Raw genomic sequence first — 26,021 nt, forward strand, 5'->3', positions numbered from 1 at the left:
CCAATGCCCACAGATCTCGGCGTAGCCGTCATCGGGGCGGGCATGGCCGGCAAGGCCCACGCCGCCGCCTTCCGCACCGCATCCGCCCTGTACAACCCCGTCCTGCCGCCGATCCGGCTCGTTTCCGTCGGAGACGTTAACCCGGAGTTCGGTTCCCTCGCGGCACGGCGCTTCGGCTACGAGCGCAATGACACCTCATGGCAGGCCATCGCCGAGGCCGATGACATCGACGTCGTCAGCGTTGTCATCGCCAACTCGCTGCACCGGGAAGTGGTGGAGGGCCTCCTGGCCGCCGGCAAGCACGTATTGTGCGAGAAGCCGCTGAGCGACACCCTGGAGGATGCCCGGGCCATGGCCGACGCCGCCCGCAGCGCCTCCTCGATCGCCCGCATCGGGTTCACCTTCCGCCGCACCCCGGGCATCGCCTACATCCGCGACCTCATCCGGAACGGGACCCTGGGCAGGGTGCTGCACTTCAGCGGCCGCTACTGGACGGACTACGGCTTCAGCCCGGATGCGCCCATGAGCTGGCGCTACAAGGGCGGCCCCGGCTCCGGCGCGCTGGCCGACGTCGGAAGCCACCTCGCGTACGTGTCGGAGTTCCTCTGCGGCGACATCAAGTCCATCAGCGGCGGCCGCCTCAGCACGGCGATCGACAAGCGGCCCCTGCCGCTGGGCGCCGTCATCGGACATGACCACGCCGCCGTCAGCGACACCTACGAGGCCGTGGAGAACGACGACTACGCAGCCTTCTCCGCCGAGTTCGAAAACGGCGCCGGCAGCTTCGAAGTCTCCCGCGTGGCAGCCGGCCATGCCAACAGCCTCAACTTCGAGGTCTTCTGCGAGAACGGCTCCGCGAAGTTCGACCAGCGCCGCCCCGGCGAGGTCCAGCTCTTTCTCAATGACGGCTCCGGCCACGAGAGCGGCTACCGCCAGGTCATCCTCGGCCCGGGCCACCCCTACATCGCCGGCGGCCTTGCCATGGACGCCCCCGAGGTCGGTTTCGGCCAGAACGACGCGTTCGCCTACCAGTCGCGTGCGTTCCTCGAAGAGGTAGCCGGCCTCAGCGAAGCGGAATCCCTGCCGCGCTGCGCTACCTTCGACGAAGGCGTCCGCAACATGGAACTGCTCGCCGCCGTCACCGAATCAGCCCTGAACAACGGAAAGATGATCACGCTATGAAGCTCGGCGTCTACAACGCAATCCTGCACGACCGCCCGCTGCCCGAGGCCCTGAAGGTCGTCGCAGACCTGGGCCTGACCGGCATCGAAATCAACTCCGGCGGGTTCCTGCCGGCGGTGCACGTTCCCACCTTCGACGACATCCTCGAAAGTGACGCCGCGCGCGATGACTACCTCGCGATCTTCGAGGGCACCGGCGTCTCCATCGCGGGACTGAACTGCAACGGCAACCCGCTGCACCCCAACCGCGCCATCGGCGACAAGCACGCCGAGGACATCCGCCGCTCCATCCGCCTGGCCCACCGCCTCGGACAGAACCGCGTGGTCACCATGTCAGGCCTCCCCGGCGGGGAACCCGGCGCCACCGTGCCGAACTGGATCGTCAATGCCTGGAACTCCGCGGCGCTGGACGTCCTGGACTACCAGTGGGGCGTCGCCGCCAAGTTCTGGAAGGAAACCGACCGGCTCGCCGCCGACCACGACGTCAAGGTCGCCCTGGAACTGCACCCGCAGAACCTCGTCTTCAACCCCGCCGACGTGTACAAGCTGGTCGAACTGACCGGCGCCACCCACGTGGGCGTCGAGCTCGACGCCTCCCACCTGTTCTGGCAGCAGATGGACCCGGTGGCCGTGGTCCGTGAACTTGGCCCGCTGGTCTTCCACGCAGCCGCCAAGGACGTGCGCGTCAACAAAGACACCGCCGCGGTTTATGGTGTCCTCGACAACCGCTTCCGCCGGCTTTCCCCCGAGGAGAACCGCACCAACCTCGGCGGCGACGAATGGGCCAACGAATGGCCCAAGCCCGCCGCCTGGGACTTCGTCGCTCTCGGCAAAGGCCACGACACCGCCTACTGGACCGAGTTCCTGCGCGCCCTCCACGAGGTGGACCCCGACATGCTCGTCAACATCGAACACGAAGACGTCGAACTCGGCCGCATCGAAGGCCTCGAAGTCGCCGCCAAGGTCCTGAAGGACGCGGACGCAGCTTTGGCTGCCTCGCTGGTCAACCACTAACCGCAACCCGCAACACACACACCACCACGGAAGCCTGCCGGCACCAGCCGGCAGGCTTCCGCTTTGTCCGGAGCCGCACGGCCCGCGGGTATCGTAGTTTTGACTTCGCTGCCACAGGTTCAACGGCCTGCCGCACCTCGGAAATCTCGCACCTGCCTTAGCCCCCGCAGGCCGCTGCCTGCAATATTGTGTCTGGGCTCGTGTCGGTGCTGCAAGCATTCGGTTCCGGCTGCTGGCGCTGGATTCTGCTCGCCGCCGCCGCGCTGGTCACCGTCGTCATGCTCATGATTGTGGGCTGCTTCGTGACGTTTCGCGGTGCGGTTCGGCTCGCCTTCTGGGGCACCGGTCCCACCATGCTCGTCGCTGCGGTTTTGACCGCCGTCGGATTCCTCGTCTGCGTGTTCACGGCCGAGGAAACCAAGGGCATGACGCTGGCCCAGGCCGGCGGCGAGCCGGAATCCGCAACCAGTAACGATGAGCAGTCGCTCCAGACAGACTAGCGGCGCGAACTAGTCGCAACAAAGGCGTGCCGTTCAGGTTTCCCACCTGGGCGGCACGCCTTTGTTTTCCCGGCCGGACGGCGGTCGAAGTCCATAGTCTCCGCGGAAATCGCCCAGCAACTGGCGCCGGCCCAAGAGCGCCGACCTGCGGGACCTGATGACCTGGCGGCAGCCACGGCAGCCACGGCCGGCTCAGAGGCGCGGCTGGCTTCCAGTCGCTCCGATGAGCAGGACGTGCGGCGTCTTTTGAAGCTCGCCCAAGGGTTGGCCCCGCTGGTTGAGCCTGTGGTTTCGGCAGGCTCAACCAGCGGGGGCTAGCGGATGCCCTGGTCGGAGAATTTCACGACGTCCGCCGCGTTGGACTTGTCAACGATGGTGGGCCCGGTGAGCACCGGCTGCCCGCCGCCGAGCTTGAAGCCGCCCCGCTTGGCCTGCCACAGGGCGTCCACGGAACCGTAACCCTGGAGCCAGGGCTGCTGGTCCACCGTGAACAGCACGGTGCCGTCCGCGATCTTCTGGGCAAGCTCCTTGTTCAGGTCAAAGGAGGCGACCTTCGCCGAGCTGCCCGCAGTTGCGACGGATTTCAGCAGGGTGAGCGTGACGGGTGCCCCCAGGCCGATGATGACGTCGGCGTCTTTGGCTGCCTGCAGCTTGGCCGTTGCCGTCGATTCCACGGACGTCATGTCGGCGCCGTTCACGTACAAGATCTCGGTTCCCGGGACCTTGGACTTCACACCGGCGCAGCGCGCTTCCAGCCCCACGTGCCCCTGGGCCTGGATAACGCAGATGGGGTGCTTGAAGTTCTCAGCCGCCAGCTTCTCACCCACCGCCTGGCCGGCGAGCTGTTCGTTGGAGCCGAAGTGCGTGAAGGCCCCGAGCTCCTTGGAGACGTCCTCACCGGCGTTCAGGCTGACGATGGGGATGCCAGCGTCAGAGGCCTTCTTGAGGGAATCCTTCAGCGCACCGGGCGTGGCCAGGGTGACGGCGATTCCGTCCACCTTCTGATCCACAGCCTGCTGGATCAGCTGCGCCTGCCGGCCCGCCTCGGGATCGTTGGTGTAGAGAAGCTCCACGTTGTCCTTTGCCGCGGCCTCCTCGGCGCCCTTCCGGACGGTGTCCCAGAAGGTGTCGCCCGCCGGAGCGTGCGTGATCAGCGCAATCTTCATGCGCGGAGTCGAGGCAGCCTGGCCCCCGCCGCCCCCGCTGTTGGATTCCGGCGCCCGTCCGCCCTGACTGGAGCATGCCGTCAAAGCCAGCATCGGGATTGCAACCGCGGCCACCGCTGCGCGGCGCCAAAAAAACTTCTTCACTGGTGATCTCCTTCGATCGTGTCCGGAAGACTGGGGGAACAACACCACTGCATCTTCCCAGCCGGAGAAGAGGGGTGTGACCGAGCGCATTTGGAGCGCTCCATTACTCGAGAATAGAAGCAGGAGTTTGTCCTGTCAATAGTTCTATTCGGCCGGTATGGGCAGCGGCAGCCGCCCTCAGCGCTGGTAGACGCCGGTCAGCGCTGCCGTGCCCAGCAGGTGACGGGCGAGGTCGGATCCCAGGCCTGCGGGCTTCGCCCCTGTCCCTCCCGGCAGTTCCTCCACGTCCAGCGCATAGACCGTGACGATGTAGCGGTGCCGGCCGTGCCCGGGCGGCGGGGCCGCCCCCAGGTAGCCGCGGAAGCCGCCGTCGTTCTTCAGCTGCACCGCGCCGGGCGGGAGCTGCGGGCCGCCCTCGGCCCCGGCGCCCTCCGCCAGCGACGTGACATCTGCCGGGATGTTGAGGACCGCCCAGTGCCAGAACCCGCCGGCGCCCGGCGCGTCCGGGTCAAACACGGTCACGGCGTAGCTCCTGGTCCCATCCGGCGCCCCGGTCCAGCTCAGCTGCGGGGACTCATCCGCGCCGCCGGCATGCATCCTGCCGCTGCGCTGCGGCGGCGGCAGGGTCCCGCCATCCTCGAAGGACCGGCTGGTGAGCCCGAACGCGGGGACGTCCGGCAGGTTTGAAAACGGGCCCGGCGATGTCATGGCTGCTCCTCAGGTGGTGGGAACTTCGGCTTCCTCTGCTGCTGCTTCGACGTGATTGAGCTCAGCCCGGGTGGGCGGATTGGCACCGGCACGGGACACGGTGACTGCTGCCGCGCGGGAGGCGTGCGCCAGGAGGGCGGTGAGCCCCTCGGCCGGGAGCGCCCGCAGGTCTGCACGGTTCTGGGCGCCGGCCAGGCCGCGGTCCACCACCCCGGAAAGCAGCGCGGCCATGAAGGAATCCCCGGCGCCAACGGTGTCCGCCACCTCCACGCGGGGCGCGGCGAACTCTGCTTCGCCCGCGGCGGTAATCCCCCACGGCCCGGCAGCGCCGCGCGTCACCACCACCATGGCCGGCCCCTCGGCGCCACCCAGCTGCAGCCAGCGCCGCGCGGACTCCAGCGGGTCCACACCGGGGTAGAGCCAGGCGAGGTCCTCGTCGGAGGCCTTGACGATGTCCGAGAGGACCACAAACTTTTCCGCCTGCCGGCGGGCGTATTCGGCGTCCGTGATGATGCTGGGACGGCAGTTGGGGTCAAAACTGATGGTCGCCGCCGGGTGGGCATGTTCGACGGCGGCCAGCACCTCTGCTGCGCCCGGCGCCAGCATGGTGGCGATGGAGCCGGTGTGCAGCAGCGTGGTCCCCTGGAGCATGAATGGCAGTCGTTCCGCCAAGCCGGGGAGCTCCCAGGCGAGGTCGAACGTGTAGGTGGCGGCGCCGTCGTCGTCCACCTGCGCGGTGGCCACGCTGGTGGGCAGCCCATCCGGGGCCTGCGGGAGCATGACGGAACTCGCCCGCAGGTGGGCGGCCACCGACTCACCGTAGGCGTCCCGGCCGTACCGGCCGACGAACTGCACCGGATGCCCCAGGCGGGCGAGCCCGACGGCGACGTTGAGCGGGCTGCCGCCCACATGGGCTTCGATTCCGGAGCTGCGCTGGACCACGTCAACGAGGCCCTCGCCGATAACAGTGAGCATGGTCATACTCTGCCAGAGAACGCCGCCAGGCGCCCGGGTCCTTCCAAAGGAAGTTGTCCTGAAGCTAAGCCTTCTTCCCCGGCAGCGCGAGCTTGAAGACCTTCGCCCACGAGGATCCCACCTGCTTCAGCAGCGGCCCGGTGGTGTACGGCAGGCCGTAGCGCCGGCAGATTTCCTGCACTTTGGGTGCAACCTCCCCGTACCGGTTGGAAGGCAGGTCCGGGAACAGGTGGTGCTCGATTTGGTGGGACAGGTTTCCGGTCATGATGTGCATGAACTTGGAGCCGGAGATGTTGGCGGAGCCGATCATCTGGCGGACGTACCAGTCGCCGCGGGTCTCGCCCTCCACCATTTCCTCGGTGAAGGTGTCCGTTCCTTCCGGGAAGTGTCCGCAGAAGATCACGGCGTGGGCCCACACGTTGCGTACCGCGTTGGCGGTGAGCGTGCCGAAGAGGGCCTGCTTGCCCGAGCCCGTGAGCATGGCAACGGCCGGGGTGGCGGCGTAGTCCTTGGTGAACTGCTTGAGGGCCTTGACGCCGAGGGCCTTGAGGTCCCGGACCATGGCCTCCTTGGACTTCTTGCCCTCCTGGTATTCGACGAGCTCCAGGTCGTAGACCGCGATGCCCCATTCGAAAATCGGGGCGAGGATCGCGTTGTACAGCGGATTGCCCAGGGCGCGGGGGGTCCAGGGCTGGTCCTCGTCCATGCGCAGCAGGTTGTATCCGACGTCGTTGTCCTTGCCCACCACGTTGGTCCAGCGGTGGTGCAGGTCGTTGTGGGTGTGCTGCCATGAACGTGCGGGGGTCACGAAGTCCCATTCCCACGTGGTGGAGTGGATGTCCGGATCGCGCATCCAGTCCCACTGGCCGTGGAGGATGTTGTGGCCGATCTCCATGTTTTCCAGGATCTTGGCCAGGCTGAGCAGGCTGGTTCCCGTGACCCAGGCGGCCTTGTTCCGGCTCACCAGCAGCGTGGCGCGTCCCGCGATCTCCAGCGCGCGCTGGATCTTGATCACCCGCCGGATGTAGGCGGCGTCGGAGGCTCCGCGCTTGGCGAGGATCTCATCCTTGATGGCGTCCAGCTCGCGGCCGAGCTCTGCCACCTGCTCGTCGGTCAGGTGTGCGGCGGCGGGCGGGCGCACTGTGGGCCGGCCAGAGGCGGCCAGTGCCCCGGGCCGCGGTTTGGTAACCGGCTTGTCCGTGGAGTCGCTGGCGGTGGACTTCGTCGCGGCTGTGCGATCGGATATTGCAGTCATTCTTGTGATGCTCCTCAGATGTCGAGGTTAACGGGTCCGGCGGCTGCCGAAACGCACGTCTGGATTAGTTGGCCCGGATCACCGTGGACTTCGCCGGTGCGCAGGTCCCGGACCTGCCCTGCACGCAGGGGCAGCAGGCAGCTGTGGCAGATGCCCATGCGGCAGCCGCTGGGCATGAGGACCCCGGCGTCCTCGCCGACGTCAAGAAGGGGGGTATCGCCGTCGGCCTCAACCTCGCGGTCGGAGGCCTCAAAGGTGACCAGACCGCCGTCGTGCCCAGCGCCTGCCAGCAGGCTGGTGTTGAAGCGTTCGATGATGAGGTTGACGGGGTCCGCCGCGAAGGGGCCTGTGGCCCCTTCTGCGCGGGCCGACTTGGAGTTCTTGGGATGGGCGGCCGCTTCGGCGGCCCACAGGGCTTCTGCGTCATCGAGGAATCCTTCCGGGCCGCAGGCGTAGGCAGCGCGGCGGCGCCAGTCGGGGCACAGGCTGTCCAGTCCGGCGGCCGAGCCGAAGTCCATCCGGCCACGCTCACCGGTGAACCAGTGGGTGACGCGGAAGTTGGGGAACTGGTCCGCGAGCTCGGAAAGTTCCTCGCGGAAAATGCTGTCCTCCGGCCTGCGGGCGGAATGGATCAGCACCACATCGGCGTCGGGGCGGTGCGGCACCAGCGTGCGGACCATGGACATCACGGGGGTGATGCCGCTACCGGCGGTGAGCATCAGGAGAGGCCTCGGATGTTCGGGGAGGACAAAGTCGCCCTGTGGCGGCGCCAGGAACAGGACGTCCCCGGGCCGGGTGTTGCGGACCAGGACCCCGGACACGGCACCCATGTCGCTCACGGTGATGGCGGGATCCTCCCCTGCGGGAGCGCTGAGCGAATAGGACCGCCAGTGCCGGACGCCGTCGAGCTCCACGCCGATCCGTGCCCACTGGCCGGCCTTATGGGCCTTCCAGCCGCGGCCGGGCCGGAAATGGATGGTGGCTGAGTCCGGCGTTTCGGGGACAACTTTGGTGACCACCCCGCGCAGCTGCCGGGCGGAGAACACTGGGTCAAAGAGCGCCAGGATGTCTTCCGGCGCAAGGGGGGTGGTCAGAACGGACGCCGCGCGCGCCAATTTGCGGAGCCGGATCATGCTGTCCGCTTCCTGCCGGGCTCACCCATGTGTATCTCCTAGTGAAACCCATGATCGAAATATGTTGACTATCCCCCGACTACAAGAGTCCCCCATGCCGGTGCCGCTAGCAACCGGCGTCCGCATCGCGGGGCGCTGGACCACGCGGGACAGGCGTGGCAAGTTGCGGGCCATGTTCAATATTCCTCCGTTGCGACGTCTGCGAGCTTTTGCGGTAGATGATAAGCATACTTACCGCCGGAGTGCATGCACTCCCTGAGCCCACGTCAAAGCAACGAACGGACGCCGGAGTAGTTCCCGCCCCTAAAGCAGCAGCAGCTCCTGGACCAGCTCGCGGCACTTTCGGTAGGACGGCGCCTTCGGGTCGATCAGCGCGAAGTGGTCGCCAGGGACCTTGACCACCTGGACCGGGGCTCCGGCTGCGCGGGCGGCCGTGGCGTAGGCCTCGGACTGGCTCACCGGCACGGTGTCGTCCTCAAGCCCGTGGACCGCGTAGACCGGGATGGTGAGCGGCACGGCGCTCATGGGATCGGCGTACTTGTGGCGCTTGGGGTACCTCTCGGCGGAGCCGCCCAGGAAGTTGCTGACCGCACCGTTGCTAAGGTCGTGCCACTCGGCCTGCGCCAGGTTGAGCAGCCCGGACTGGCTGACGACGCCGGTCAGGTGGACGGCCTCGCCGTTGAGGTTCCTGGCTACCTGCCGGTCGGCGTCGGCCGCGCCGAGTCCGGCAAGCCGGTCCCGGCCGGCCGCCCAGACGGCCAGGTGCCCGCCGGCGGAGTGGCCCAGCGCCACCACGCGGTTCAGGTCGAGGTCGTGCTCGCGGGCCAGCTCACGGAGCTTGTCGATCCCGGCGAGGACATCCTCGAACGTCCGCGGCCACCCGCCGCCGTTGCCCGCCCGGCGGTACTCCAGGTTCCAGGCCACGATGCCGTGTGCCGCGAGGTCTTTTGCCAGCGGTTCACCCAGTTCAGCGCCGTACTGTGAGCGCCAGTAGCCGCCATGGATCACCACAACGACGCCGCGCGTCGATGGCTGCTTGCCGTTGCGTGAGGCGGATGTTTCCGGCAGGAAGAGCTCGCCCCACTGGCTGGGGTGGTCACCGTAGTGGTACTTCTGCCGCTTCACCGCATCCTCCTAGGATCCTTCGAACGGGGCGCCGGGCCCCTCCTTGCCGCCTCCCGCGCGCCCGGGGTCCGGAGTAGCAGGGCACAGCGGCGCACAACAGCCATGCTCCGAGCCTACATGGACGCCGCTCCCGTGGGGCAGAAGGGGCTGCAGTGGCGGGGGTGTCACCCTCCCCGCTGTCGCACCGCCTTGATAGTTTGGATCCATGGCAAGCAATTGGGATCGCCTGGACGTCACTCAGCGCGGCTCCGTGCAGGAAGACGTGGAACTCTATGAGCGCGTCCGGCCTGCCCTGAAGCTTGTCACCCGGGAAGTCCTGCAAATACTGCGGACCATGCTCAAGGACACCGAGGTCACGCCGCTGTTCGTGACCGGCCGCACCAAATCTGTGGACTCCTTCCGGGAAAAGATCTCCCGGACCGAGGAACCGCTGGAAGAGGGCGGTCAGCGGCTCCTGAAGTTCCCGGACCCGTTCCGCACCCTCAACGACATGGTGGGCGTGCGCGTCATCACCAAGCTGCCGGCGGAGAACGCACTGGTGGCCAATCTGATCAAGCGCCAGCGGCACCTCTTCGACTGCCGCGGAGACCGCGAAAAGGACATCGGCTCGATCGAGTCCGGAACCTACGGCTACTCCAGCCGGCACCTCATTCTGCGCACCATCCAGAACGACGTCGTCAAGAACTACCAGCAGGTCTTCAACGCCGAAGTCCCGCCCAACGGCAGCTACTTCTTCGAATGCCAGATCCGCACCGTGTTCGCGCACGCGTGGAGCGAGATCGAGCACGACATCCGGTTCAAGGCCGAGGACCCGCGGGCGTGGACGCCGCACTTCGACCGCCAGTTCACCGCAACCGCCGCCATGCTGGAGACAGTTGAGACCGCCTTCGCCGACCTGCATGAACGCTACGAGGAGGTCCGCAGCTACTGGGACGTGGACGGAGAGGGGGCGGCGCAGCTCACCCCCAACCGCATCCGGGACGTGTGGCGCACCCTGCTCCCGCATGTAGACCGTAAAGTAGATGACGACTGGGGATGGGCAGCCGAACTCCTTGCGGCCCACGGACTCAAGCAGACGGTCCAGCTCGCCGGACTGCTCAGCGCCAACCGGATCACCGAGGTCCGCAGGGCCCTGGACCACCGCTACTCCCCCGGCCCGGACCGCCTGCTGGATGACCTCCTGCTGTGGCAGTACGGAACCAAGCACATTGACCTCACCGCCGAGGCGCCCGACGCCGTCCCCCACCCGCGGCGCGACAGCCTCCTGCGGCGGCTGAAGCAGATCGAGCGCTACCGCCAGACGAAGAAATAGAGTTTTCATGAAGCCCGAACAGCTCCAGTCCGGAACTGATCGGGGTTCCTTGGCCGTGTATCCGCTGGTCGCGGCCGGCCTGCTGATCGTCATCGGCTTCCGCCGGATCACGACGGCGGTGCCGTCACCTTCGTCCTCCTGACGGTCCTCGCCGTGGCCGCCTCCTCCAACGCCCCCTACACGCAGTTCAACTACGCCCCCGACGCCGAGCCTGATATCGACGTGGCGGTGATCGATCTGGACGCCTCACACCTGTGGGATGCCTCCCCTGTCGCCGTGCTGGACGCGGTCACGGAGAAGTACCGAAGGCACGGCCGTGAGGTGGAACTGATTGGCTTCAACTCAGCCAGCATCCAGATGCGGGAACGTCCGGCCGGGAGGCTCAACGCCGGAGAGTGAGCATTATCACTTCACGCCGCCTTTAGCCCTTACCTGACGCGGATCGACATGTCGGGAAGCGACACGGCCCCGTTACCCTAATGTGACATTCGGAAAAGCCTCCCGTACGGTGGAAAACGTGCCTTCTTCACCGACGAGGCACTCCCGCGCTGATTGCCTAACTCTGCCGCAGCCCGAGGAACCATTCAAAGACCCATGTCCGGCAGAGACGGGGAAACCACTTTTCGGCCCGCTTGAAGCGGGCCTTGGGGTGAAGCCGCACAGTTCCTGACCATGCTCAGGACCGCGGCCGGGTGCTCCCATCCGAATCCGACAGCTCACCTCGCAGGCATCGGGAGAGGCTTCTTCATGTCGTTCCGCTTTATTTCTGGCCGCCGTGCTGCGGTCATCCTTGCAGCATCCGGACTGGCCTTCACCGGCAGCGTCGCAGCCAACGCGGCCAACGCTCCGGCCCAGCCGGCCAAGGCTCCCGCCGCCGCCCCCGCGACGGCTGGACAGGTCCAGGCTCCCCTGAGCGCCGCCTCCAGCGTCAAGATCGCTTTTGAGCGCCCCGTGGTCAAGTCGGCCCCGGCTCCGGTGGCAGCGGCACCCGTCGTCGTCGAAAAGCCGGTTGTGAAGAAGGCTGCGGCCCGTGCCGCCGCCCCTGTCACCGCCGCCCCGGCTGCTGCGCCCGCCAAGGCTGCAGCCGCTCCGGCCGCCCCCGCGCCCGCACCGAAGGTCACCGTCAAGGCTGCGGCTCCCGCACCGAAGGCCCCCGTCAAGGCCGCCGCAGGCGTCAACGCCACCATGCTGGCGTCCGCCTACGCCCAGATCGGCATCACGCAGGACTGCACCGCCATGGTGGAGAAGGCCCTCGGTGCCGCCGGCATCCACGTGGGTGACCTCGCGCCGATGCAGTTCCTGAGCCACGGCAGGGTCGTCTCCACCCCGCAGCCCGGCGACATGATTGTGCAGTCCGGCCACGTGGCCATCTACGCCGGCGGCGGCAAGGCCATCAGCGGCGGCATGAACGGCATCAACGCCACCATGGCCCACCCGCTGTCCTGGCTCACGGCCACCGGTCCCGTCACGTTCGTGCGCGCGGCCTAGCAGAGCTGAGAAACCGCCGTGTTCCGCTGCCTTGGGGGCGGCGGAACACGGCCATCCCCCAAGGTGTTCCCACCTTTCTACAAGGAGTAGGGAACACACTGGCTATGCCTGATGAAAGACCGCAGACTCCGGCTGCGAGTCAGGATCGCCGGGTCCGGATTGTCCCCCATGCATTCCGGATCCGGTGCCTGCGTTAAGATCCGGTCCCTGCTTTAAGAGGGCAGAAGTTCCGCGGCATCTCCGCTTCAGCCCCTGACTGTGCGGTTCCGCCCCTGTGATTTGGCCTCATAAAGAGCGACGTCGGCGGCCGCGATCACCTCGTCGAGGTCAGCGGTTGTCGCGTTGTAGGTGGAAATGCCGTAACTGACGGTCGGCATCCGCAGCAGTTCGGGGATGTGCTGCTCTGCCAGCCTCCTGCTGATTTCACTCGCAATGATTTCCGCGCTCTTGGGGCCTGCGCCAGGAAGCAGGAGGATAAACTCCTCGCCGCCGTAGCGCCCGGCAAGGTCCGTGGACCGGACCGATGCGCTGCACGCCTGGGCAAAGGCCCGCAGTGCAAGGTCGCCTGCAGCGTGACCGAACGTGTCGTTGACTGACTTGAAGTGGTCCAGGTCTGCCAGGATCAGCGAGCCGCCCCTGTTGGCAGCCTTGCTGCGTTCCAGTTCCTCGGCCGCCGCCTCCAGGAAAGCACCGCGGTTCAGGAGGCCGGTCAGCCCGTCCTGGGTGGCGACTGTGCGCAGCGCCCGGGTCTGCTGCTCGGTGCTCAGCCCCGCCATGCTGAAGGAAACCACCACCAGCAGCACCATCGTGACCATCGTCGTCACCGCGGACCCGAAGTAGGTCGCAAAGACGGGACCGTTTGGCCCTTCGATGAGGAACACCGCCAGACGGCATAAGTAGAAAAATGCCACTCCGCCTGCCGCGATTGCCATGGGGATCCTGACCCGGGAGTACCCGGGTTCCAGCCGCCACAGCTCATGCGAAGCCAAGCCAATCAGCACAGCCATGGACGCCAGGAAGACGGCACCGCCGGCCCACGTATTGGACCCCGGATTGTCGACCGCGGCGGCGGCGCCCACGATCACCGGCAGCGCGGCGGACAGCCAGATATTGTGCTTCAGGTTCCGGAGGGAACGCGCGCCGGCCCAGACCCCTGCCGCGCCGGACACGAGCAGGACGTCCCCCAGCGGATTGGCCCAGACCTGCTGCGGTGTGCCGTTGAGGAGGAAGGCCGCCGAGCCGAAAAGGAACAGGAGCAGGGCGGCGCACCACCAGGCACTGTAGGGCGAGCGGGTGCTGCGGAAGGTTGAAAAGTAGAACAGCAGCGCCAAAATCAGGGCCATCGCCGCGAAGGCAACCCGCAGTGTTGCCGTGTCTAGGATCATTCCGTCCCCTTGAATCCGATCCAGTGCAATCCAGTATCGCACCGGGAGCGCCCGGGATCCCGCTGTGCCACAGAGAATTTTCCAAGTACGACACATTTGTCTGACATCAGTCATGAATTGGCCGTCCCGGCCGTACGGTGCCAGCATTATTGAATGCTTGAGGCAACAAAAGACCCCGTATCCGCTCCCTCGGCCACGGAGGCCGGCGCTGCACCCCTGAACCCGGCCCTCGCAGCGGAAGCGAAAATTGCGCGCGTCGCGGTGACCGTGTTCCCCCTTCTGGTGCTCGCAGCCGGCATCGCCGGGTTCCTGCTTCCAGGCGCCTTCAAACCGCTCGGCCCAGCGGTCCCGTACCTGCTGGGAATCATCATGTTCTGCATGGGCCTGACGCTGACGCCGCCGGACTTCACCGCGGTTGCCCGCAGGCCCTGGGCCGTGGTGCTGGGCATCGTGGCCCACTACGTGATCATGCCCGGGGCCGGCTGGGCGATCGCCACCCTTCTTCATCTGGAGCCTGCGCTGGCAGTTGGCCTGATCCTCGTGGGCTGCGCGCCCTCCGGCACCGCCTCCAACGTGATGGCGTTCCTGGCCAAGGGCGATGTGGCCCTGTCCGTCGCCGTCGCCAGCGTATCCACGCTCATCGCCCCGGTGGTCACTCCCGTCCTGGTGCTGTTTCTGGCCGGTTCCTTCCTCACCATCGACGCCGGCGGCATGGTGCTGGACATCGTCAAGACCGTGCTGCTCCCGGTGATCGCGGGCCTGCTGGCCCGGCTGTTCCTCAAGAAGCTCGTCGCGAAGGCGCTGCCGGCGCTCCCCTGGGCATCCGCCGTCGTTATTTCCCTCATCGTGGCGGTAGTGGTGGCCGGAAGCGCCAGCAAGATCCTGGCGGCCGGCGGCATCGTGTTCCTGGCCGTGGTGCTGCACAACGGATTCGGCCTCGGCCTCGGCTACCTCGCCGGCAAGCTCGGCCGCCTGGACGACAAGGCACGCAGGGCCCTTGCGTTCGAGGTCGGCATGCAGAACTCCGGCCTCGCGGCAACCCTGGCCACCGCCCACTTCACCCCGCTGGCGGCCCTGCCCTCCGCCGTCTTCTCGCTCTGGCACAACATCTCCGGCGCAATTGTCGCCGCCTGGCTGGCCCGGAAGCCCCTGCAGGAACAGAAGCCCCTCCAGGAGAAGCAGGAAGCCTAAACCGCAGCGTTCACCGCGAGTTCCCCGTCGGCCGGTTCAGCGGCGTCAGCAGGGGCAAATCCGCTCGCGGGCCGGGGCAGCCCGTAGTGCTCACGCAGGGTGCGCCCCGTGTACTGCTGACGGAACAGTCCGCGGGACCGCAGGATCGGGATGACGTGGTCCACGAAGGCGTCCAGGCCCGACGGCAGCACCGGCGGCATGATGTTGAAGCCGTCCGCCGCGCCCTTCTCGAACCACTCCTGGATGGCATCCGCCACCTGCTCCGGCGTCCCGGAGAAGGTGCGGTGCCCGCGGCCGCCGCCGAGCCTGCCGATGAGCTGCCGGACGGTGAGCCGCTCGCGCCGGGCGAGCTCCACGATCAAGGTGTACCGGCTCTTGGCCCCCTCGATCGCATCCTCCGAGGGGAGGTCCTCGGGCAGTTGCGCATCAAGTGGCAGGGATTCGGGTGAGACCCGAAGGACGCCGGCCAGCTGCTTCCGTGCGTGCTCGGGATGGATGAGCTCATCGAGCTGCTTCTCCAGCCGCCGCGCCTCGTGCTCGGTGGAGCCGATGACCGGAACAATGCCCGGCAGGATCTTGATGTGTTCCGGGTTGCGGCCCACGGCTGCCGTCTTGCGCTTCAGGTCGGCATAGAAGCGCTGCGCCTCGGCCAGTGTCTGCTGCGCGGTGAATACCGCCTCGGCGTAGCGGGCGGCGAAGTCCTTGCCGTCTTCGGACGAGCCTGCCTGCACGATCACGGGATGGCCCTGGGGCGAACGCGGCACGTCCAGCGGACCCTGGATCCGGAAGTAGCGGCCGGTGTGGTTGACGGCGTGGACGCGTGAGCTGTCCCCCCAGACCCCGGCCGCCTTGTCCCCCACCGCGGCGTCGTCTTCCCAGCTGTCCCAGAGCTTCCTGGCTGCGTCCAGGAACTCGGCGGCGCGCTCGTAACGGCGCCAGTGCGCGGGCTGGTCCTCCAGCGAGAAGTTCCGCGCCGCGGCCTCGCCGGCCGTTGTCACCACGTTCCAGCCGGCCCGGCCCCCGCTGATGTGGTCCAGCGAGGCGAACCTGCGTGCCAAATTGTAGGGATCGTTGTAGGTGGTGGAGGCGGTGCCGATCAGCCCGATGCGTTTGGTCACGGCGGCGATGGCACTGAGCAGGACCGTCGGCTCGAGCGTCCCGTAGGGGCGCTGGCGTACGTCGCCGTGCAGCACGGGCGAGTCGGCGAAGAAAATCGAGTCGAAGGTGCCGCGTTCCGCGGTACGGGCAAGCTGCTGGAAGTGGGCCGCCTGCGTTCCGGCAAAGCTGTCGCTTTCGGGCAGCCGCCAGGACGCCTCATGGTGTCCGGTGCTCATCAGGAAGGCATTCAGGTGGAGCTGGCGTGCGCCGCCGGCTTTGGCAGTGGTGCGTTCAGGCATGATCTTGTTCCTTGGGTTGGGAGGGCGGGCGGTTCAGGCGGTCCGGGATCCGACGGCGGTCCGCCAGCGGGAGAAGTGACGTTCGACGCCGACCAGCAGGTAGTTGACCAGCAGGCCGAGCAGGGACACGGTCAGGATGCCCGCGTACATGTCCGGGATCAGGAAGCTCATCTGCGAATTGACGATCAGGTAGCCCAGGCCGGCCTTGGCACCGACCATCTCGGCGGCGATCAGGACGAGGATGGAGGATGTGCCGGCCATCCGGATGCCCGTGAAGATGGTGGGCACCGCGGACGGAAGGATCACTTTCTGGAACAGCTGGAAGTTGGACAGCCCCAGGGAGCGGGCGGCCCGGATCAGCAGCGGGTCAACGGTCCGGACGCCGGCGATGGTGTTCAGCAGCACCGGGAAGAATGCCGCGTAGGCCACGATGCTGATCTTCGAGGTCTCCCCGATGCCGAGCAGCAGCGTGAACACGGGGAGCAGGGCCAGCGCCGCCGTGTTCCTGAAGACCTCCAGCAGCGGGTTGAGGAAGCGGTCGAGGGCGCCGTACCAGGCTACGAGCAGGCCGAGGGCCACGGCCGTCACGACGGCGATGCCGAAGCCGCTGGCGGACCGGCTCAGGCTGGCTGCGAGATGGTTTTGCAGCTGGCCGTTTCCGATGAGTGTGCCCAAGGCCTCGAGCACTTCGTGAAGGGGTGGAAGGAAAACCCGCGTCGATGCCGGAGCAAGGTAGGTGGGTCCCAGTTCCCAGAGCAGCAGGAACAGGATGATCGCACCGGCACCCCACACAGCTCTGCCGCCCTGCAGGGCGTACCGGCGTAGCGTGGCCGCCGGGGTCTTGCCGGGACCCGGACTCAGCGCCGGATTTCGCTCCGTCGTTGCCTCCCCGGCCGCCGCCGCGGGACCGGCCTGCGTTTGCGTTTCCTGGGTCAGTGTTGGCGTGCTCATCAGGCTGCCTTTCCGGTTGCGATGGTCCTGGTCTCGTCCGGCGCCGTTCCGTCGGGCTGGATCTTCGCGTGGCCGGCTTCCTGGGCACGGCGCACCTCGTCATGCAGCAGCGACCAAACCTTGTGCCGGTGTTCAACGAAGGCAGGGTCGGAGCGTACGTCCTCGTCGCCGGAGCGGTCACCGAGGTCGATGTCCACGATTTCCTTAAGCCGTCCCGGCCGGGAGCTGAGCACGGCCACCCGCTGGCCGAGGTACACGGCCTCGTCGATGCCGTGGGTAATGAAGATGATGGTCTTGCCCGTGGTGGCCCAGATCCGGAGCAGTTCGGTCTGGAGCTGCTCGCGCGTTTGGGCGTCCAGTGCGGCGAACGGTTCATCCATCAGCAGGATGTCCGGCTCGTAGGCCAGGCTGCGGGCGATGGCCACGCGCTGCTTCATGCCGCCGGACAGCTCGTGGGGGTAGCGGTCTTCAAATCCGCCGAGGCCCACAAGCTCAAGGTATTCGCGTGCTTTCCCGGCCCGTTCCCTGCGGCTGTAGCGCTTCCCGTCGCTGCCCACGCCTTCCAGTCCGAAGGACACGTTGGCGGCGGCCGTGCGCCAGGGGAACAGCGCATACTGCTGGAAAACGACGGCGCGGTCCCGCCCCGGGCCTGCCACTTCCCGGCCGTCCACCAGCACCTGGCCGGTGTCCGGCTTGGTGAGGCCGGCCAGGAGGTCCAGCAGGGTGGTCTTGCCGGAGCCGCTGGGGCCCACCAGGGTGATGAATTCGCCCGCGGAGACGTCAAGGGAGATGCCGTCCAAAGCGGTCAGGACCGCCCCTTCCGGGTTGTCCTTGCTGGGCCGCACCGTGAACTTCTTGGTGATGTTTTGGAGGCTGATTTTCGGTATCGGCCCGGTTCCGGAGGTCATGGTGTGCTTCCCTTCAGCAGGTCGTTCAAGGCGTTTGTTGTCCACCATGAGAGCAGAGATGGACCACCGCCTGAAGGGCGCGGTCACGAGGGGAAACGGGGCGTAACCTGCCGGCGGGGGCCGCGCGTGGCGGCGCCGGGACGCGCAGAGACTCGTTAGGAAACAGTGCGTAACCGCGGGCGTCTTCCGGTGACATCGGATGACGCATGGCGGCAGGAACGGACCGTGGAGGCGGCTGATGTTGCGGCTGGCTACGGACCATGACGTGCCGGCGTCGTCCGTACCGTGCATGGTAGGCGGGCAGCGGCCCGGCTGATTGTTACGCCGCTGCCGGTAGCCGGTTCTGGATCCCTTGGTTCCTAGAAGACGGGGATCTGCTCGGCAAAAATTCCGGCGGCGGACAACACCTCGTTCAGCAGCAGCGCGCCGTAGCCAAAGAGGGCATTCCCGCTGAGCCGCTTCCACGGGGCCGGCTGGCCGGCGGCCTGGGCGTAGCCGGCGATCCGGTCCATGAGCAGCGCAACCGCCTGTTCGGCCCTCACCGATTCGGAGACGACCACCTGCGCGATGCCGCGCCTGGCCAGTTCCGCGATGGCCTGGTCCTCTTCCTCGGAGATGGGGAGGACGCGCACGATGACGCCGTCGGCACCGCCGGCCAGCATGAACTGCCGCCACGACTGGCCAAGCAGAATGACCGGCTGGTAGCCGTGCCGTGGAAGTATCGCGGCGGCGGCTGCGGCGAGCGCACGGTCCGGCGGCCATTCCAGGTCCTCGATGGCGATGGCCACCAGATCCGTCCGGCCGCGGCGCATGCCCCGCGCTGCCTGGTTGGGCACGTAGCCAAGATCGTCGACGGCGGCCATGACGCGCTCCTGCGTAGTCCGACTGATCCGCGTGGTGCCTCCGCTCCTGCCGGACAGCACGTAGGACACTGTCGTCAGTGAGACCCCGGCCCGTTGGGCAACGTCCCGGATGGTGGGGCCGGACATGCTTCTCACTGTTCCTCCTATCGTTGCACTGCGGGTAACTTCTATTTGGAAGCGGTGCATCACTCCGTGTGCGGATGTATTGCCTGGCCTTCGAGCTGCTCCGCGTCCCACGGCGGTTCGGCGGCCATGTCCACGCCGGTTCCGGACGCGGACCTGGGCCCGACGCCCACGTCGGCGGCGGGAATGTGCGCCGGCCGGCTGATGCCCTCGCGGACACTCTCGACAGTTTCGTCGCCGAGCAGGGGGCCCGTGTAACTGATGCTGAGCTGTCCGCCCCGTACCTGAGTGCTGTAGTTCCCGAGCGCGTCGGAGACGATGCCTTCCCGGTCCACCGCGGCGGAAACGGCTGCGGGGTCCGCCGTGGCAACGTTGAAGCGCAGGTCATGCACCAGGACGGGCAAGACATAAAAGTTCTTCACGCCGAGCTTGCCGGTATCCTCCTCGGTGACTGCCCGCACAATGGTGCGTCCGTCGTCGGGAGTGGCAGTTGACGGAAGGGCCACGACGACCTCGGGGACCATCTGCTGCAGCACGGCGGGTTCGAGCACATCGGGCGAGACGGCGGACAGGTCGGTGCCCCGTGCCGCGGCGGCAGCGCCGAGCCGCTTGCGGATAGCGGCGACGTCGGCATCCAGCCCGGTGTGCACCGCGATCACCACCCTGCGCCGGACCATGAGGCCGTCATAGCTGACGGTGGGCCGGCCGTTGCCCAGATCCTGCCCTTCCTCGGCCTGCGCGAGGACCCGGTCCGCAGCGTTGGCGGAGCTGCTTGCAGGCGGGGCCGGTGCCGGGTTGGCTGCCGGAGTGGCCTGGCCGCCGCCGGTGCAGCCGGCCAGGGAGAAGGCCAGCAGCACCGCCGGTGCGATCAGTAGCGACCTTTTCATGTCATGTCCCCGCCGGGTAGGCCAGCTTGTACTTCGACGCGTAGTACCCCTCGGGCCGGGTTTCCAGCACGGGCTTGTCCGCGTTGATGGGGTCATTGTTCCGCAGGTCGCCCACGGAGAACTGGACCATCATGTCGTGGTCCTCGTGGACGAGGTTGTGGCAGTGGACCATATACCGGCCGCCAACGTGCTTGCCGGTGTCAAACTGCATGAGGACCGTGACCGACTCGTCCTCGCCCGCATAGAAGACGTCCTTCGGGCCGCCTTCCCAGGCGAACGGTTTGCCGCCGTTGGTGTTCCGGCCAATGATCTTGCCGTCGATCAGGTGAATGTGGACCGGATGGAACCAGCCGCCGGACTCGTTGACGATGGTCCACTGCTCCACCTGGTTACGCTGCGGGTTGCCGAAGCAACGGGTGAAGTTGGATTTCTCCACGTCGTCCCAGGTTTCACCGTTGATGGTCCATTCCCCGCCCTGCCGCTGGACCCGGAGGATCCTCTTGGCGACGGCCATGTCCGGGGTCAGGGCCATGGTGTCCAGCCCGCCGTTGGCCCGGCTGGGGTGCGGGCCGGGGTCCAGCGTGGTGGGGATGGCGGAAATTGAGCGGGACCCTGGCTGGGCTGCGGAATCGGCCACCACCTCGAACTTCATGACCTTCCCGGTGTTGGCGAAGTTCACGTTGTTCTTGTTGCTCAGGTTCCGCAGCTCTACAGACTGGCCCGGCTTGTACTTCCGGAAGTCGATCAGCACCTCGTAGCGTTCGGCTGTCCCCTGCCGCCAGGACGACACGGCCTGCACCTTTGGGGTCATTCCGGCGTCGGTGCCCACCACGTGGAACGGGTCACCATTGGACAAAGCAAAGCGGTAGGAACGGGTGATCGAGCCGACCAGGAACCGGAACCGGTAAATCCGCGGCTTGACCTTCATGGTGGGCCACGGAACCCCGTTGACCATGATGATGTCACCCCACAGCCCCGCGTGGCCGTTGTCGTTGTAGCCAAGGGACCCGTCGGCGTTCAGCATCACATCCGAGACCAGGATGGGCACGTCGAACTCGCCCTGCGGCAGCTGCGCGCGCTCCTGTTCGTTGGTAATGACGTACGTGGAGGCGAGGCCCGAGTAGACGCCCTGCGCCGTCAGCATGTGGTTGTGGTCGTGGTACCAGAGCGTCCGCGCCGCCTGCCAGTTCGGATAGTGGTAGTTCTTCACCCTGCCCGGTGCGGTGCGGTCGTTGGCGTACCCGTCGTACTGGGGCAGCGACGCCGAGCCGTGCAGGTGGGTGACGGTGTTGAAGGTGTTCGGGTAGAGCAGGCCCGTTGCGGGCAGGCGGTTGCTGATCCGCAGCTCCGTCCGGGTGCCCTGCTGCACGCGGATGGTGGGGCCCGGAAAAACGCCGTTGTACCCCGCCAGGGTGGTGCTGAGCCCGCGTGCGATCTGGGCTTTGCCCAGTTTCTGGTTCAGGGCATACTTCGCAAACGGTGTGCCGTCGCGGTCCCGGCCCGTGGCGTAAGGAAGCAGTTGCGGCGGCCGCCGGAAGACAGCGGTGAACGGAACCGGCATGTTCGCCGGGGCGAGCCTGCTTGGCGTGACAACCGTCGTCTCATTGTCGTCTGCACCCCGCCGGCCAGGCACACTGCCCGGAACACCCGCGATGGCCGGCCCTGCGGTTGATGCTGTGGCGGCGACAGCGCCGCCCAACAGGCTTAGTTTCAACACGTCCCTCCGTGTTGCTGCCATGACGTCCTCCCAGCTGGTTGTGATGGCCTCAGCGACAGCGTTGGCGCTGGCCATGTGTGGAAACACAGTCATGGTGCGCCGCGGGACTCCAGAAAACCTTGGGAAGCAGCGCCCGCGGGGGTCTGTCCCACCTGAATAGGTGGGAGGGCCGCAGTCGCAAGGGTGCCGCCGGGCCCGGCAGTAACAGGGGGTGCGCTGCCGGGCCCGGCGGCCTGGCCGGCTGTTGGCTGGGAGTCCGGCCGGCCAGGTGCCATCACTGTCCCAAGACGCCCCTGCGGAAAGCACGGGCTACCCGGTGGCGGCACCCTCAAATCGGTTCCCGCAGCCACCCACGGGGGCGGGACCCCCTAAGTATGGCCGCCGCAGGCGCCGCGGATCCGGCCCGCCCCCGGCTATTCCCAACGGCCCGGCGGCAGACTACCAGCAGAAGTAAGGAGCGTGGTCCCATGCAGGAGGAAGGTCTTCGGCGCCAGATCATGGGCGTGATCAGCCACGTCCTCACTGACGAGGGCACGGACTTGGACGTCCGGATGGCGCTGCTGCGGCATCTTGGCGAGAACCCCGGAAGCCCGGAACGGGCCCTGCTGGCACACCTCCGGGACTCCAGGCGACCGAGCGCGGGCCCCGATCAGGGATCAGCCGTTGCAGGTCCTGTGTAAGCAGCAGTTAGCGCTTGCCCTTCTTCCGCGAACCGCGGCCCCGCCCCTTGTCCGGGTTGGGTGCGTAACGCTGAGCGACTTTCGCCTTCTTTGCCCCGGACCCGGTGCCGCGAAGGTCCGGCTTGGGTGCCTTCTTCGGCTTCTCCTGCTGGGCGGACGGCTGCCGCGAGCTTTGCGCGGTGCGGCCGCGGACAATGCCGATGAACTCCTCGATGACCTCGTCCGTGGCGTCGCTGGGCCAGGCGAGCGCGATCTCTGTCGCCGGCGCCCCCGTGAGGCGGCGGGCCACGGTGTCCTTGGTATTGAAATGCCGCGCCACGGACATGGGAAGTATCAGCAGGCCCGCGCCGGACGCCACCACTTGCAGGGCCATTTCCGGCCCGCCCAGTTCATCGGCATCGAGGAAGTTTTCCTCGGCAAGGTCCTCCAGCGCCACGTCCTCGAACACGCTGATTTCGTGTCCCTTGGGCGCCACCACCACGGGCTGCTCCTCATAAAGAGGGATAACGTTCAACCCTTCGCGCTCCACCGGCAGGCGGACAAAGCTAAGGTCCGCCGAACCGTCGCGCAGCACCGAAAGCTGTGTGCCGCCGTCGGACATGAACGACCGCAGGGGCACGTGCGGCATCCGTTCCTCCCAGCGCCGGATCCACTTCCCCGGCGTCACGCCGGGGACGTAGGCAAAGCGGAGCTCTCGCGGGGATTCCGGCGGAGCCGGGTCCAGGGTGGGTTCATCTTCAGCGGGCACACCTTCACAGTACTGCGGACACCCTTGACTGCGGACATCCTTGACTGAAGGCATCCTTGGTCAGGGGAGGCGGCGCAGCCGGATACCCTTAATACATGACCTCCGCTAACTCCCAGTCCATGAAGCCGGCCACCGTTGCCAAGAAGCTTGGCATCTACCTCCCGGCGACGCCCCAGGAGTTCCAGGATTCAACCATCACGCGCGCGGAGTTCGCCGAGCTGCAGTCCAACCCGCCGGAGTGGCTGGCCGAACTGCGCCGCAACGGCCCGCACCCCCGCCCGGTAGTGGCACAGAAGCTCAACGTCTCCATCAGCGGTCTGGCCCGCGGCGGGGTCGAAGAGGCGCTGACGACGGCGGAAATCACCGCGCTGCTGCAGGCTCCCCCCGCGTGGCTGGTCGCCGAGCGCGCCACGCAGGCAGCCGTCCGCACCGAGGCGCAGCGGGTCAAGGACGAGGCCGCCAAGAAGGCAGAAAAAAAGGCCCGCCAGGGCTGATTTCCGGCCCCGCCCTTGGGGAAAACCGGAATTCCCAGCCCCCAGCTATGGGGGCAATGGGGGGTGTGCACCCCTCTGCGTGGCACACGTCCCCCTCACGGCTGACCACCGGAAAATGCCAGCGCTGACATGGGCAAATCTCCTGCTTCCCCGTCACAGGCCCCTCCGTGTGGGGGCCCAAAAGGTGCTGCCAAATCGGTGCCGCGGGGCGTCTGTGCAAGCCGAATCGCACAGCGTTTCCCCAAGGGGACTTATTGATTCTGTGATTGTGCGTGAAGGTCGCGCACCTCGGATCGATGAGGTCATCATGAAATCAGCACGAAGCGAGCCGGGAGCGCACACTTCTCGCCTTCCCGGTGCCCGCAGGGCCGGAGTCTTCGCCACCGTCTCGGCGGTTATCTGCTCAACCTCCATGTTCGCCATTCCCGCCGCCAACGCGGCCGTACCCAGCTTCCCGGACAACATCGTTGTCTTCCCCAACCGTGACTTCGTCACCGTCGAGGGCTACCAGAACCACATCGGAGAGACCGGCACCCTTGAGGTGCGCCGCGCCGGCAAGGTGATCGGCTCAGCCCAGGGCGTGGTCGCGGCCGGCGACGTTGCCTTCGAAGTCAACCACCCCGGCGGCTACTGCTGGGGCGCAGGAACCGGCTTGAACATCACCCCGGACATCCTCCCCGGCGATGTCGTCTCCATCAAGTTCGGCGCCACCGACGGCGGCGAAACCACCGTCCAGGACGCCTATGTCACCGGCGACGCCACGCTCAGCGGCACCACCCTCACCGTCAAGGGACACATTGGAGCGGGCGTGAACCCCGCCCAGCTGGAACAGCGCATCATTGAGCCGGCGCTGCGGGACACCACGGTGGCACGCCGTGACATCCGCGCCGTCCCCGGCGCGCTCACCCCGGCCCCCAAGGGCGGCTACTCCTCCGCCCTTGAAGTCACGGCCGACACCTTCACCGCCACCTACAACTTCGACGACGCCGCCACCGCTGAAATCGCCGCCAACGCCGGCCTCGGCGAGCGCGCCATGGCCTGGCAGTTCGAAGACGCCGACGCCAACCGGCAGGGCCTGACCATCGCCGAGTACGGCGAGCCCGGGGGACCGGGCATGGGCGGCTGCCCCAACGGCCCGCTGCAGTCCGGTCCCCCCGCGCCGTCGGGCATCACCGCCGCCAAGGTTTCGGGCGGCCTGAAGCTGAACTGGACGCCGGCCGAAGCCATCCCCGGTACCCCGGCCATCACCGGCTACCGTGCCGTTGCAGTCGGCAGGACCGTGACCGGCAACGAGCAGGTGGAGATCGGCAAGCGCATCTCCGGCCCGGCGGCCAGCGGCACCACCCTCACCGGCCTCTCCGCCACCGAGGACTATGATGTTTACGTCGTCGCCGTCAGCAGCGTCGGCGAGACCTACCCTGCCGCCCACGCCATTCCGGTCACGGACAGCACTCCGCCGACCGTATCTGCGACGCCCAACGGCGGAACCTCCCCGGTCGCCCAGCGGGTCACGCTGACGGCCAACGAGGCGGGCAGCGACATCTACTACACCACCGACGGTACCGATCCGGTCCTTTCCGGCGGAGTGCTGGGGGCGACGGCGGTCCGCTACACCGCCCCGATGGACATCGCCACCAACACCACGCTCAGGTTTGCGGCGTTCGATCCGTCAGGCAACGTCTCCACCATCAGCGAGTCCGTCTTCAAGGTAACCAACGATCCGGTTCCCGCCACTCCCGCGTTCTCAGGGGCACCCGTGGTGGGCCAGGGCACGGCCACACTGACCTGGACGGCCCCGGACCCGGGCGCTGCGGGCCTGACCATCACCGGCTACTCCGTCCAGGCTTACACCACTGACGGCACACCATTTGGTGCACCCAAGACGGCAGCCGGCACCGCAACGTCCATGGTCTACGGCGGACTCGCGGGCGACACTGCCTACCAGTTCACGATCAAGGCCAGCAACGCCAACGGCAGCAGCCCCGAATCGGCCAAGACCGCCGCCGTCACCTCACAGGGCGCCGTCGTAGCTGTGGCCGGCCCGGACCAGAACATTGTCCGCCGCACCACGGCCACCACAGTCACCCTGGACGGCACAGGATCCACTGCTGCCGGCGCCACCTACCAGTGGACGCAGCTCCTGACCGGGCCAACCGATCCGGACAAGGTCACGCTCACCGGGGCCAAGACGCTCAAGCCGACGTTCAGCCTTCCAGTCTTCCAGTCCCCGATGACCAACAGCCCCCTCACGTTCAAGCTGACGGTCACTGTTGGCACAACCGTCAAAACGGATGAGGTCCAGGTTGTACCGGTTACGGACCGGGTAACCATCGGCGTTTCACAGTGGAGGACCGGTGACCTCAGGATTGACGGCACCAGCTCGGTGGTCGGCGGAACCGTCACCGTCCGGGTGGGCGGCGCGACGGGCAGGATCCTGGGCCAGGCAGCCGTCACCGCAGCTGCCGCACCGGCAACGGGCGGCGTTTACAGCCTGCGGCTCCGCAACGCGGCAGCCGGCACCACCAACCCGGGCACCGTGTGGATTGAATCCACGCTCGGCGGCACCGCAGGTCCCAAGGCGGTAGCCAACAAGTAAGTCCTTAACCACCGAAGTCCGGTGGCCGGCGGCATCAGCCGCCAGCCGCCGGACTTCGTTGTGTTCGGGCTTCGCTTGTT

At 67.2% G+C, this 26,021-nt stretch carries 25 protein-coding genes and 1 riboswitch; of the genes, 11 read left to right on the forward strand and 14 right to left on the reverse strand.

Going from position 1 to position 26,021, the window contains the following annotated elements:
• The first annotated feature begins 3 nt into the window (after positions 1-3).
• The 3 genes from G9E11_RS06805 to G9E11_RS06815 all read left to right on the forward strand — a co-directional run bounded on the left by G9E11_RS06805 (position 4) and on the right by G9E11_RS06815 (position 2,695).
• Positions 4-1,182: a Gfo/Idh/MocA family protein gene (locus tag G9E11_RS06805; protein ID WP_190604128.1), complete on the forward strand. Its 1,179-nt coding sequence runs from the start codon at positions 4-6 to the stop codon at positions 1,180-1,182.
• A complete protein-coding gene (locus G9E11_RS06810) occupies positions 1,179-2,195 on the forward strand; it encodes a sugar phosphate isomerase/epimerase family protein (protein ID WP_190604130.1) in 1,017 nt (338 codons plus the stop codon). Before G9E11_RS06805 ends, G9E11_RS06810 begins: the two co-directional genes overlap by 4 nt.
• A gap of 206 nt (positions 2,196-2,401) precedes the next feature.
• On the forward strand, positions 2,402-2,695 hold the full coding sequence (locus G9E11_RS06815) for a hypothetical protein (RefSeq protein ID WP_190604132.1): 294 nt from the start codon (positions 2,402-2,404) through the stop codon (positions 2,693-2,695).
• A gap of 314 nt (positions 2,696-3,009) precedes the next feature.
• On the opposite strand, the gene G9E11_RS06820 is transcribed toward G9E11_RS06815, so the two are convergent.
• From G9E11_RS06820 to G9E11_RS06845, 6 genes are all read right to left on the reverse strand, one after another.
• Entirely contained in the window at positions 3,010-4,005 is a 996-nt protein-coding gene (locus tag G9E11_RS06820; RefSeq protein ID WP_190604134.1) for a substrate-binding domain-containing protein, read from the reverse strand.
• A gap of 177 nt (positions 4,006-4,182) precedes the next feature.
• Positions 4,183-4,713 carry a YbhB/YbcL family Raf kinase inhibitor-like protein gene (locus tag G9E11_RS06825; protein WP_190604136.1) on the reverse strand — a complete coding sequence of 177 codons (531 nt, stop codon included), beginning with the start codon at positions 4,711-4,713 and terminating at the stop codon, positions 4,183-4,185.
• A 9-nt stretch (positions 4,714-4,722) separates the two neighbouring features.
• Positions 4,723-5,688 carry a carbohydrate kinase family protein gene (locus tag G9E11_RS06830; protein WP_190604138.1) on the reverse strand — a complete coding sequence of 322 codons (966 nt, stop codon included), beginning with the start codon at positions 5,686-5,688 and terminating at the stop codon, positions 4,723-4,725.
• Between the two features lie 64 nt (positions 5,689-5,752).
• Entirely contained in the window at positions 5,753-6,943 is a 1,191-nt protein-coding gene (locus tag G9E11_RS06835) for a fatty acid desaturase family protein (RefSeq protein WP_190604141.1), read from the reverse strand.
• A gap of 14 nt (positions 6,944-6,957) precedes the next feature.
• Positions 6,958-8,076: a ferredoxin reductase gene (locus tag G9E11_RS06840; RefSeq protein WP_190604143.1), complete on the reverse strand. Its 1,119-nt coding sequence runs from the start codon at positions 8,074-8,076 to the stop codon at positions 6,958-6,960.
• A 303-nt stretch (positions 8,077-8,379) separates the two neighbouring features.
• Complete coding sequence (locus G9E11_RS06845) at positions 8,380-9,201, reverse strand: alpha/beta hydrolase (RefSeq protein WP_190604145.1); 822 nt, start codon at positions 9,199-9,201, stop codon at positions 8,380-8,382.
• A 205-nt stretch (positions 9,202-9,406) separates the two neighbouring features.
• Here G9E11_RS06845 and G9E11_RS06850 point away from each other — a divergent pair, with 205 nt between their 5' ends.
• The 4 genes from G9E11_RS06850 to G9E11_RS06860 all read left to right on the forward strand — a co-directional run bounded on the left by G9E11_RS06850 (position 9,407) and on the right by G9E11_RS06860 (position 12,001).
• On the forward strand, positions 9,407-10,513 hold the full coding sequence (locus G9E11_RS06850) for a GTP pyrophosphokinase (protein ID WP_190604147.1): 1,107 nt from the start codon (positions 9,407-9,409) through the stop codon (positions 10,511-10,513).
• 7 nt (positions 10,514-10,520) lie between these two features.
• Complete coding sequence (locus tag G9E11_RS21370) at positions 10,521-10,655, forward strand: hypothetical protein (RefSeq protein WP_284691163.1); 135 nt, start codon at positions 10,521-10,523, stop codon at positions 10,653-10,655.
• A gap of 11 nt (positions 10,656-10,666) precedes the next feature.
• On the forward strand, positions 10,667-10,912 hold the full coding sequence (locus tag G9E11_RS06855; protein ID WP_414635176.1) for an STAS domain-containing protein: 246 nt from the start codon (positions 10,667-10,669) through the stop codon (positions 10,910-10,912).
• Between the two features lie 180 nt (positions 10,913-11,092).
• Positions 11,093-11,257, forward strand: a riboswitch (cyclic di-AMP (ydaO/yuaA leader).
• A 3-nt stretch (positions 11,258-11,260) separates the two neighbouring features.
• Positions 11,261-12,001, forward strand: coding sequence for an NlpC/P60 family protein (locus tag G9E11_RS06860; protein WP_246468784.1), 741 nt, complete (start codon positions 11,261-11,263; stop codon positions 11,999-12,001).
• Between the two features lie 245 nt (positions 12,002-12,246).
• On the opposite strand, the gene G9E11_RS06865 is transcribed toward G9E11_RS06860, so the two are convergent.
• Positions 12,247-13,386: a GGDEF domain-containing protein gene (locus tag G9E11_RS06865; RefSeq protein ID WP_190604151.1), complete on the reverse strand. Its 1,140-nt coding sequence runs from the start codon at positions 13,384-13,386 to the stop codon at positions 12,247-12,249.
• 153 nt (positions 13,387-13,539) lie between these two features.
• Between G9E11_RS06865 and G9E11_RS06870 the strand changes: the two genes are divergently transcribed.
• The gene (locus G9E11_RS06870) at positions 13,540-14,577 is read left to right on the forward strand and encodes a bile acid:sodium symporter family protein (RefSeq protein ID WP_190604153.1); all 1,038 of its coding nucleotides are present in this window, start codon (positions 13,540-13,542) and stop codon (positions 14,575-14,577) included.
• On the opposite strand, the gene G9E11_RS06875 is transcribed toward G9E11_RS06870, so the two are convergent.
• From G9E11_RS06875 to G9E11_RS06900, 6 genes are all read right to left on the reverse strand, one after another.
• Positions 14,574-15,974: an LLM class flavin-dependent oxidoreductase gene (locus G9E11_RS06875; protein WP_190604155.1), complete on the reverse strand. Its 1,401-nt coding sequence runs from the start codon at positions 15,972-15,974 to the stop codon at positions 14,574-14,576. The two genes, G9E11_RS06870 and G9E11_RS06875, sit on opposite strands and share 4 nt — an antisense overlap.
• Before the next feature lie 33 nt (positions 15,975-16,007).
• A complete protein-coding gene (locus tag G9E11_RS06880) occupies positions 16,008-16,925 on the reverse strand; it encodes an ABC transporter permease (protein ID WP_190604157.1) in 918 nt (305 codons plus the stop codon).
• On the reverse strand, positions 16,925-17,833 hold the full coding sequence (locus G9E11_RS06885) for an ABC transporter ATP-binding protein (RefSeq protein ID WP_190604159.1): 909 nt from the start codon (positions 17,831-17,833) through the stop codon (positions 16,925-16,927). Before G9E11_RS06885 ends, G9E11_RS06880 begins: the two co-directional genes overlap by 1 nt.
• Before the next feature lie 359 nt (positions 17,834-18,192).
• Positions 18,193-18,822, reverse strand: coding sequence for a LacI family DNA-binding transcriptional regulator (locus G9E11_RS06890; RefSeq protein WP_194717967.1), 630 nt, complete (start codon positions 18,820-18,822; stop codon positions 18,193-18,195).
• Positions 18,823-18,881: 59 nt separating this feature from the next.
• Entirely contained in the window at positions 18,882-19,706 is an 825-nt protein-coding gene (locus G9E11_RS06895) for a hypothetical protein (RefSeq protein ID WP_190604163.1), read from the reverse strand.
• Position 19,707: 1 nt separating this feature from the next.
• Entirely contained in the window at positions 19,708-21,516 is a 1,809-nt protein-coding gene (locus G9E11_RS06900; RefSeq protein WP_246468786.1) for a multicopper oxidase family protein, read from the reverse strand.
• Positions 21,517-21,890: 374 nt separating this feature from the next.
• Here G9E11_RS06900 and G9E11_RS06905 point away from each other — a divergent pair, with 374 nt between their 5' ends.
• Positions 21,891-22,103 (forward strand): hypothetical protein, encoded by a 213-nt coding sequence (locus tag G9E11_RS06905; protein WP_190604165.1) that lies wholly within the window; start codon positions 21,891-21,893, stop codon positions 22,101-22,103.
• Positions 22,104-22,110: 7 nt separating this feature from the next.
• On the opposite strand, the gene G9E11_RS06910 is transcribed toward G9E11_RS06905, so the two are convergent.
• On the reverse strand, positions 22,111-22,851 hold the full coding sequence (locus G9E11_RS06910) for a LysR family transcriptional regulator substrate-binding protein (RefSeq protein WP_190604167.1): 741 nt from the start codon (positions 22,849-22,851) through the stop codon (positions 22,111-22,113).
• 95 nt (positions 22,852-22,946) lie between these two features.
• Between G9E11_RS06910 and G9E11_RS06915 the strand changes: the two genes are divergently transcribed.
• A complete protein-coding gene (locus G9E11_RS06915; RefSeq protein WP_190604169.1) occupies positions 22,947-23,345 on the forward strand; it encodes a DUF5997 family protein in 399 nt (132 codons plus the stop codon).
• Positions 23,346-23,652: 307 nt separating this feature from the next.
• Complete coding sequence (locus G9E11_RS06920; RefSeq protein WP_190604171.1) at positions 23,653-25,941, forward strand: fibronectin type III domain-containing protein; 2,289 nt, start codon at positions 23,653-23,655, stop codon at positions 25,939-25,941.
• The last annotated feature ends 80 nt before the right edge of the window (positions 25,942-26,021 follow it).

Origin of the sequence: Arthrobacter ipis (genome assembly GCF_014694315.1) — a bacterium.
GTDB lineage: Bacteria > Actinomycetota > Actinomycetes > Actinomycetales > Micrococcaceae > Arthrobacter > Arthrobacter ipis.

Coding starts and splice junctions, on each gene's coding strand:
- G9E11_RS06915 (WP_190604169.1), top strand. CDS start 22,947: ATGACCTCCGCTAACTCCCAGTCCATGAAGCCGGCCACCGTTGCCAAG.
- G9E11_RS06905 (WP_190604165.1), top strand. CDS start 21,891: ATGCAGGAGGAAGGTCTTCGGCGCCAGATCATGGGCGTGATCAGCCAC.
- G9E11_RS06875 (WP_190604155.1), bottom strand. CDS start 15,974: ATGCCTGAACGCACCACTGCCAAAGCCGGCGGCGCACGCCAGCTCCAC.
- G9E11_RS06825 (WP_190604136.1), bottom strand. CDS start 4,713: ATGACATCGCCGGGCCCGTTTTCAAACCTGCCGGACGTCCCCGCGTTC.
- G9E11_RS06860 (WP_246468784.1), top strand. CDS start 11,261: ATGTCGTTCCGCTTTATTTCTGGCCGCCGTGCTGCGGTCATCCTTGCA.
- G9E11_RS06890 (WP_194717967.1), bottom strand. CDS start 18,822: ATGTCCGGCCCCACCATCCGGGACGTTGCCCAACGGGCCGGGGTCTCA.
- G9E11_RS06880 (WP_190604157.1), bottom strand. CDS start 16,925: ATGAGCACGCCAACACTGACCCAGGAAACGCAAACGCAGGCCGGTCCC.
- G9E11_RS06870 (WP_190604153.1), top strand. CDS start 13,540: ATGCTTGAGGCAACAAAAGACCCCGTATCCGCTCCCTCGGCCACGGAG.
- G9E11_RS06885 (WP_190604159.1), bottom strand. CDS start 17,833: ATGACCTCCGGAACCGGGCCGATACCGAAAATCAGCCTCCAAAACATC.
- G9E11_RS06850 (WP_190604147.1), top strand. CDS start 9,407: ATGGCAAGCAATTGGGATCGCCTGGACGTCACTCAGCGCGGCTCCGTG.
- G9E11_RS06835 (WP_190604141.1), bottom strand. CDS start 6,943: ATGACTGCAATATCCGATCGCACAGCCGCGACGAAGTCCACCGCCAGC.
- G9E11_RS21370 (WP_284691163.1), top strand. CDS start 10,521: ATGAAGCCCGAACAGCTCCAGTCCGGAACTGATCGGGGTTCCTTGGCC.
- G9E11_RS06810 (WP_190604130.1), top strand. CDS start 1,179: ATGAAGCTCGGCGTCTACAACGCAATCCTGCACGACCGCCCGCTGCCC.
- G9E11_RS06920 (WP_190604171.1), top strand. CDS start 23,653: ATGAAATCAGCACGAAGCGAGCCGGGAGCGCACACTTCTCGCCTTCCC.
- G9E11_RS06900 (WP_246468786.1), bottom strand. CDS start 21,516: ATGACTGTGTTTCCACACATGGCCAGCGCCAACGCTGTCGCTGAGGCC.
- G9E11_RS06895 (WP_190604163.1), bottom strand. CDS start 19,706: ATGAAAAGGTCGCTACTGATCGCACCGGCGGTGCTGCTGGCCTTCTCC.
- G9E11_RS06840 (WP_190604143.1), bottom strand. CDS start 8,076: ATGATCCGGCTCCGCAAATTGGCGCGCGCGGCGTCCGTTCTGACCACC.
- G9E11_RS06805 (WP_190604128.1), top strand. CDS start 4: ATGCCCACAGATCTCGGCGTAGCCGTCATCGGGGCGGGCATGGCCGGC.
- G9E11_RS06865 (WP_190604151.1), bottom strand. CDS start 13,386: ATGATCCTAGACACGGCAACACTGCGGGTTGCCTTCGCGGCGATGGCC.
- G9E11_RS06830 (WP_190604138.1), bottom strand. CDS start 5,688: ATGCTCACTGTTATCGGCGAGGGCCTCGTTGACGTGGTCCAGCGCAGC.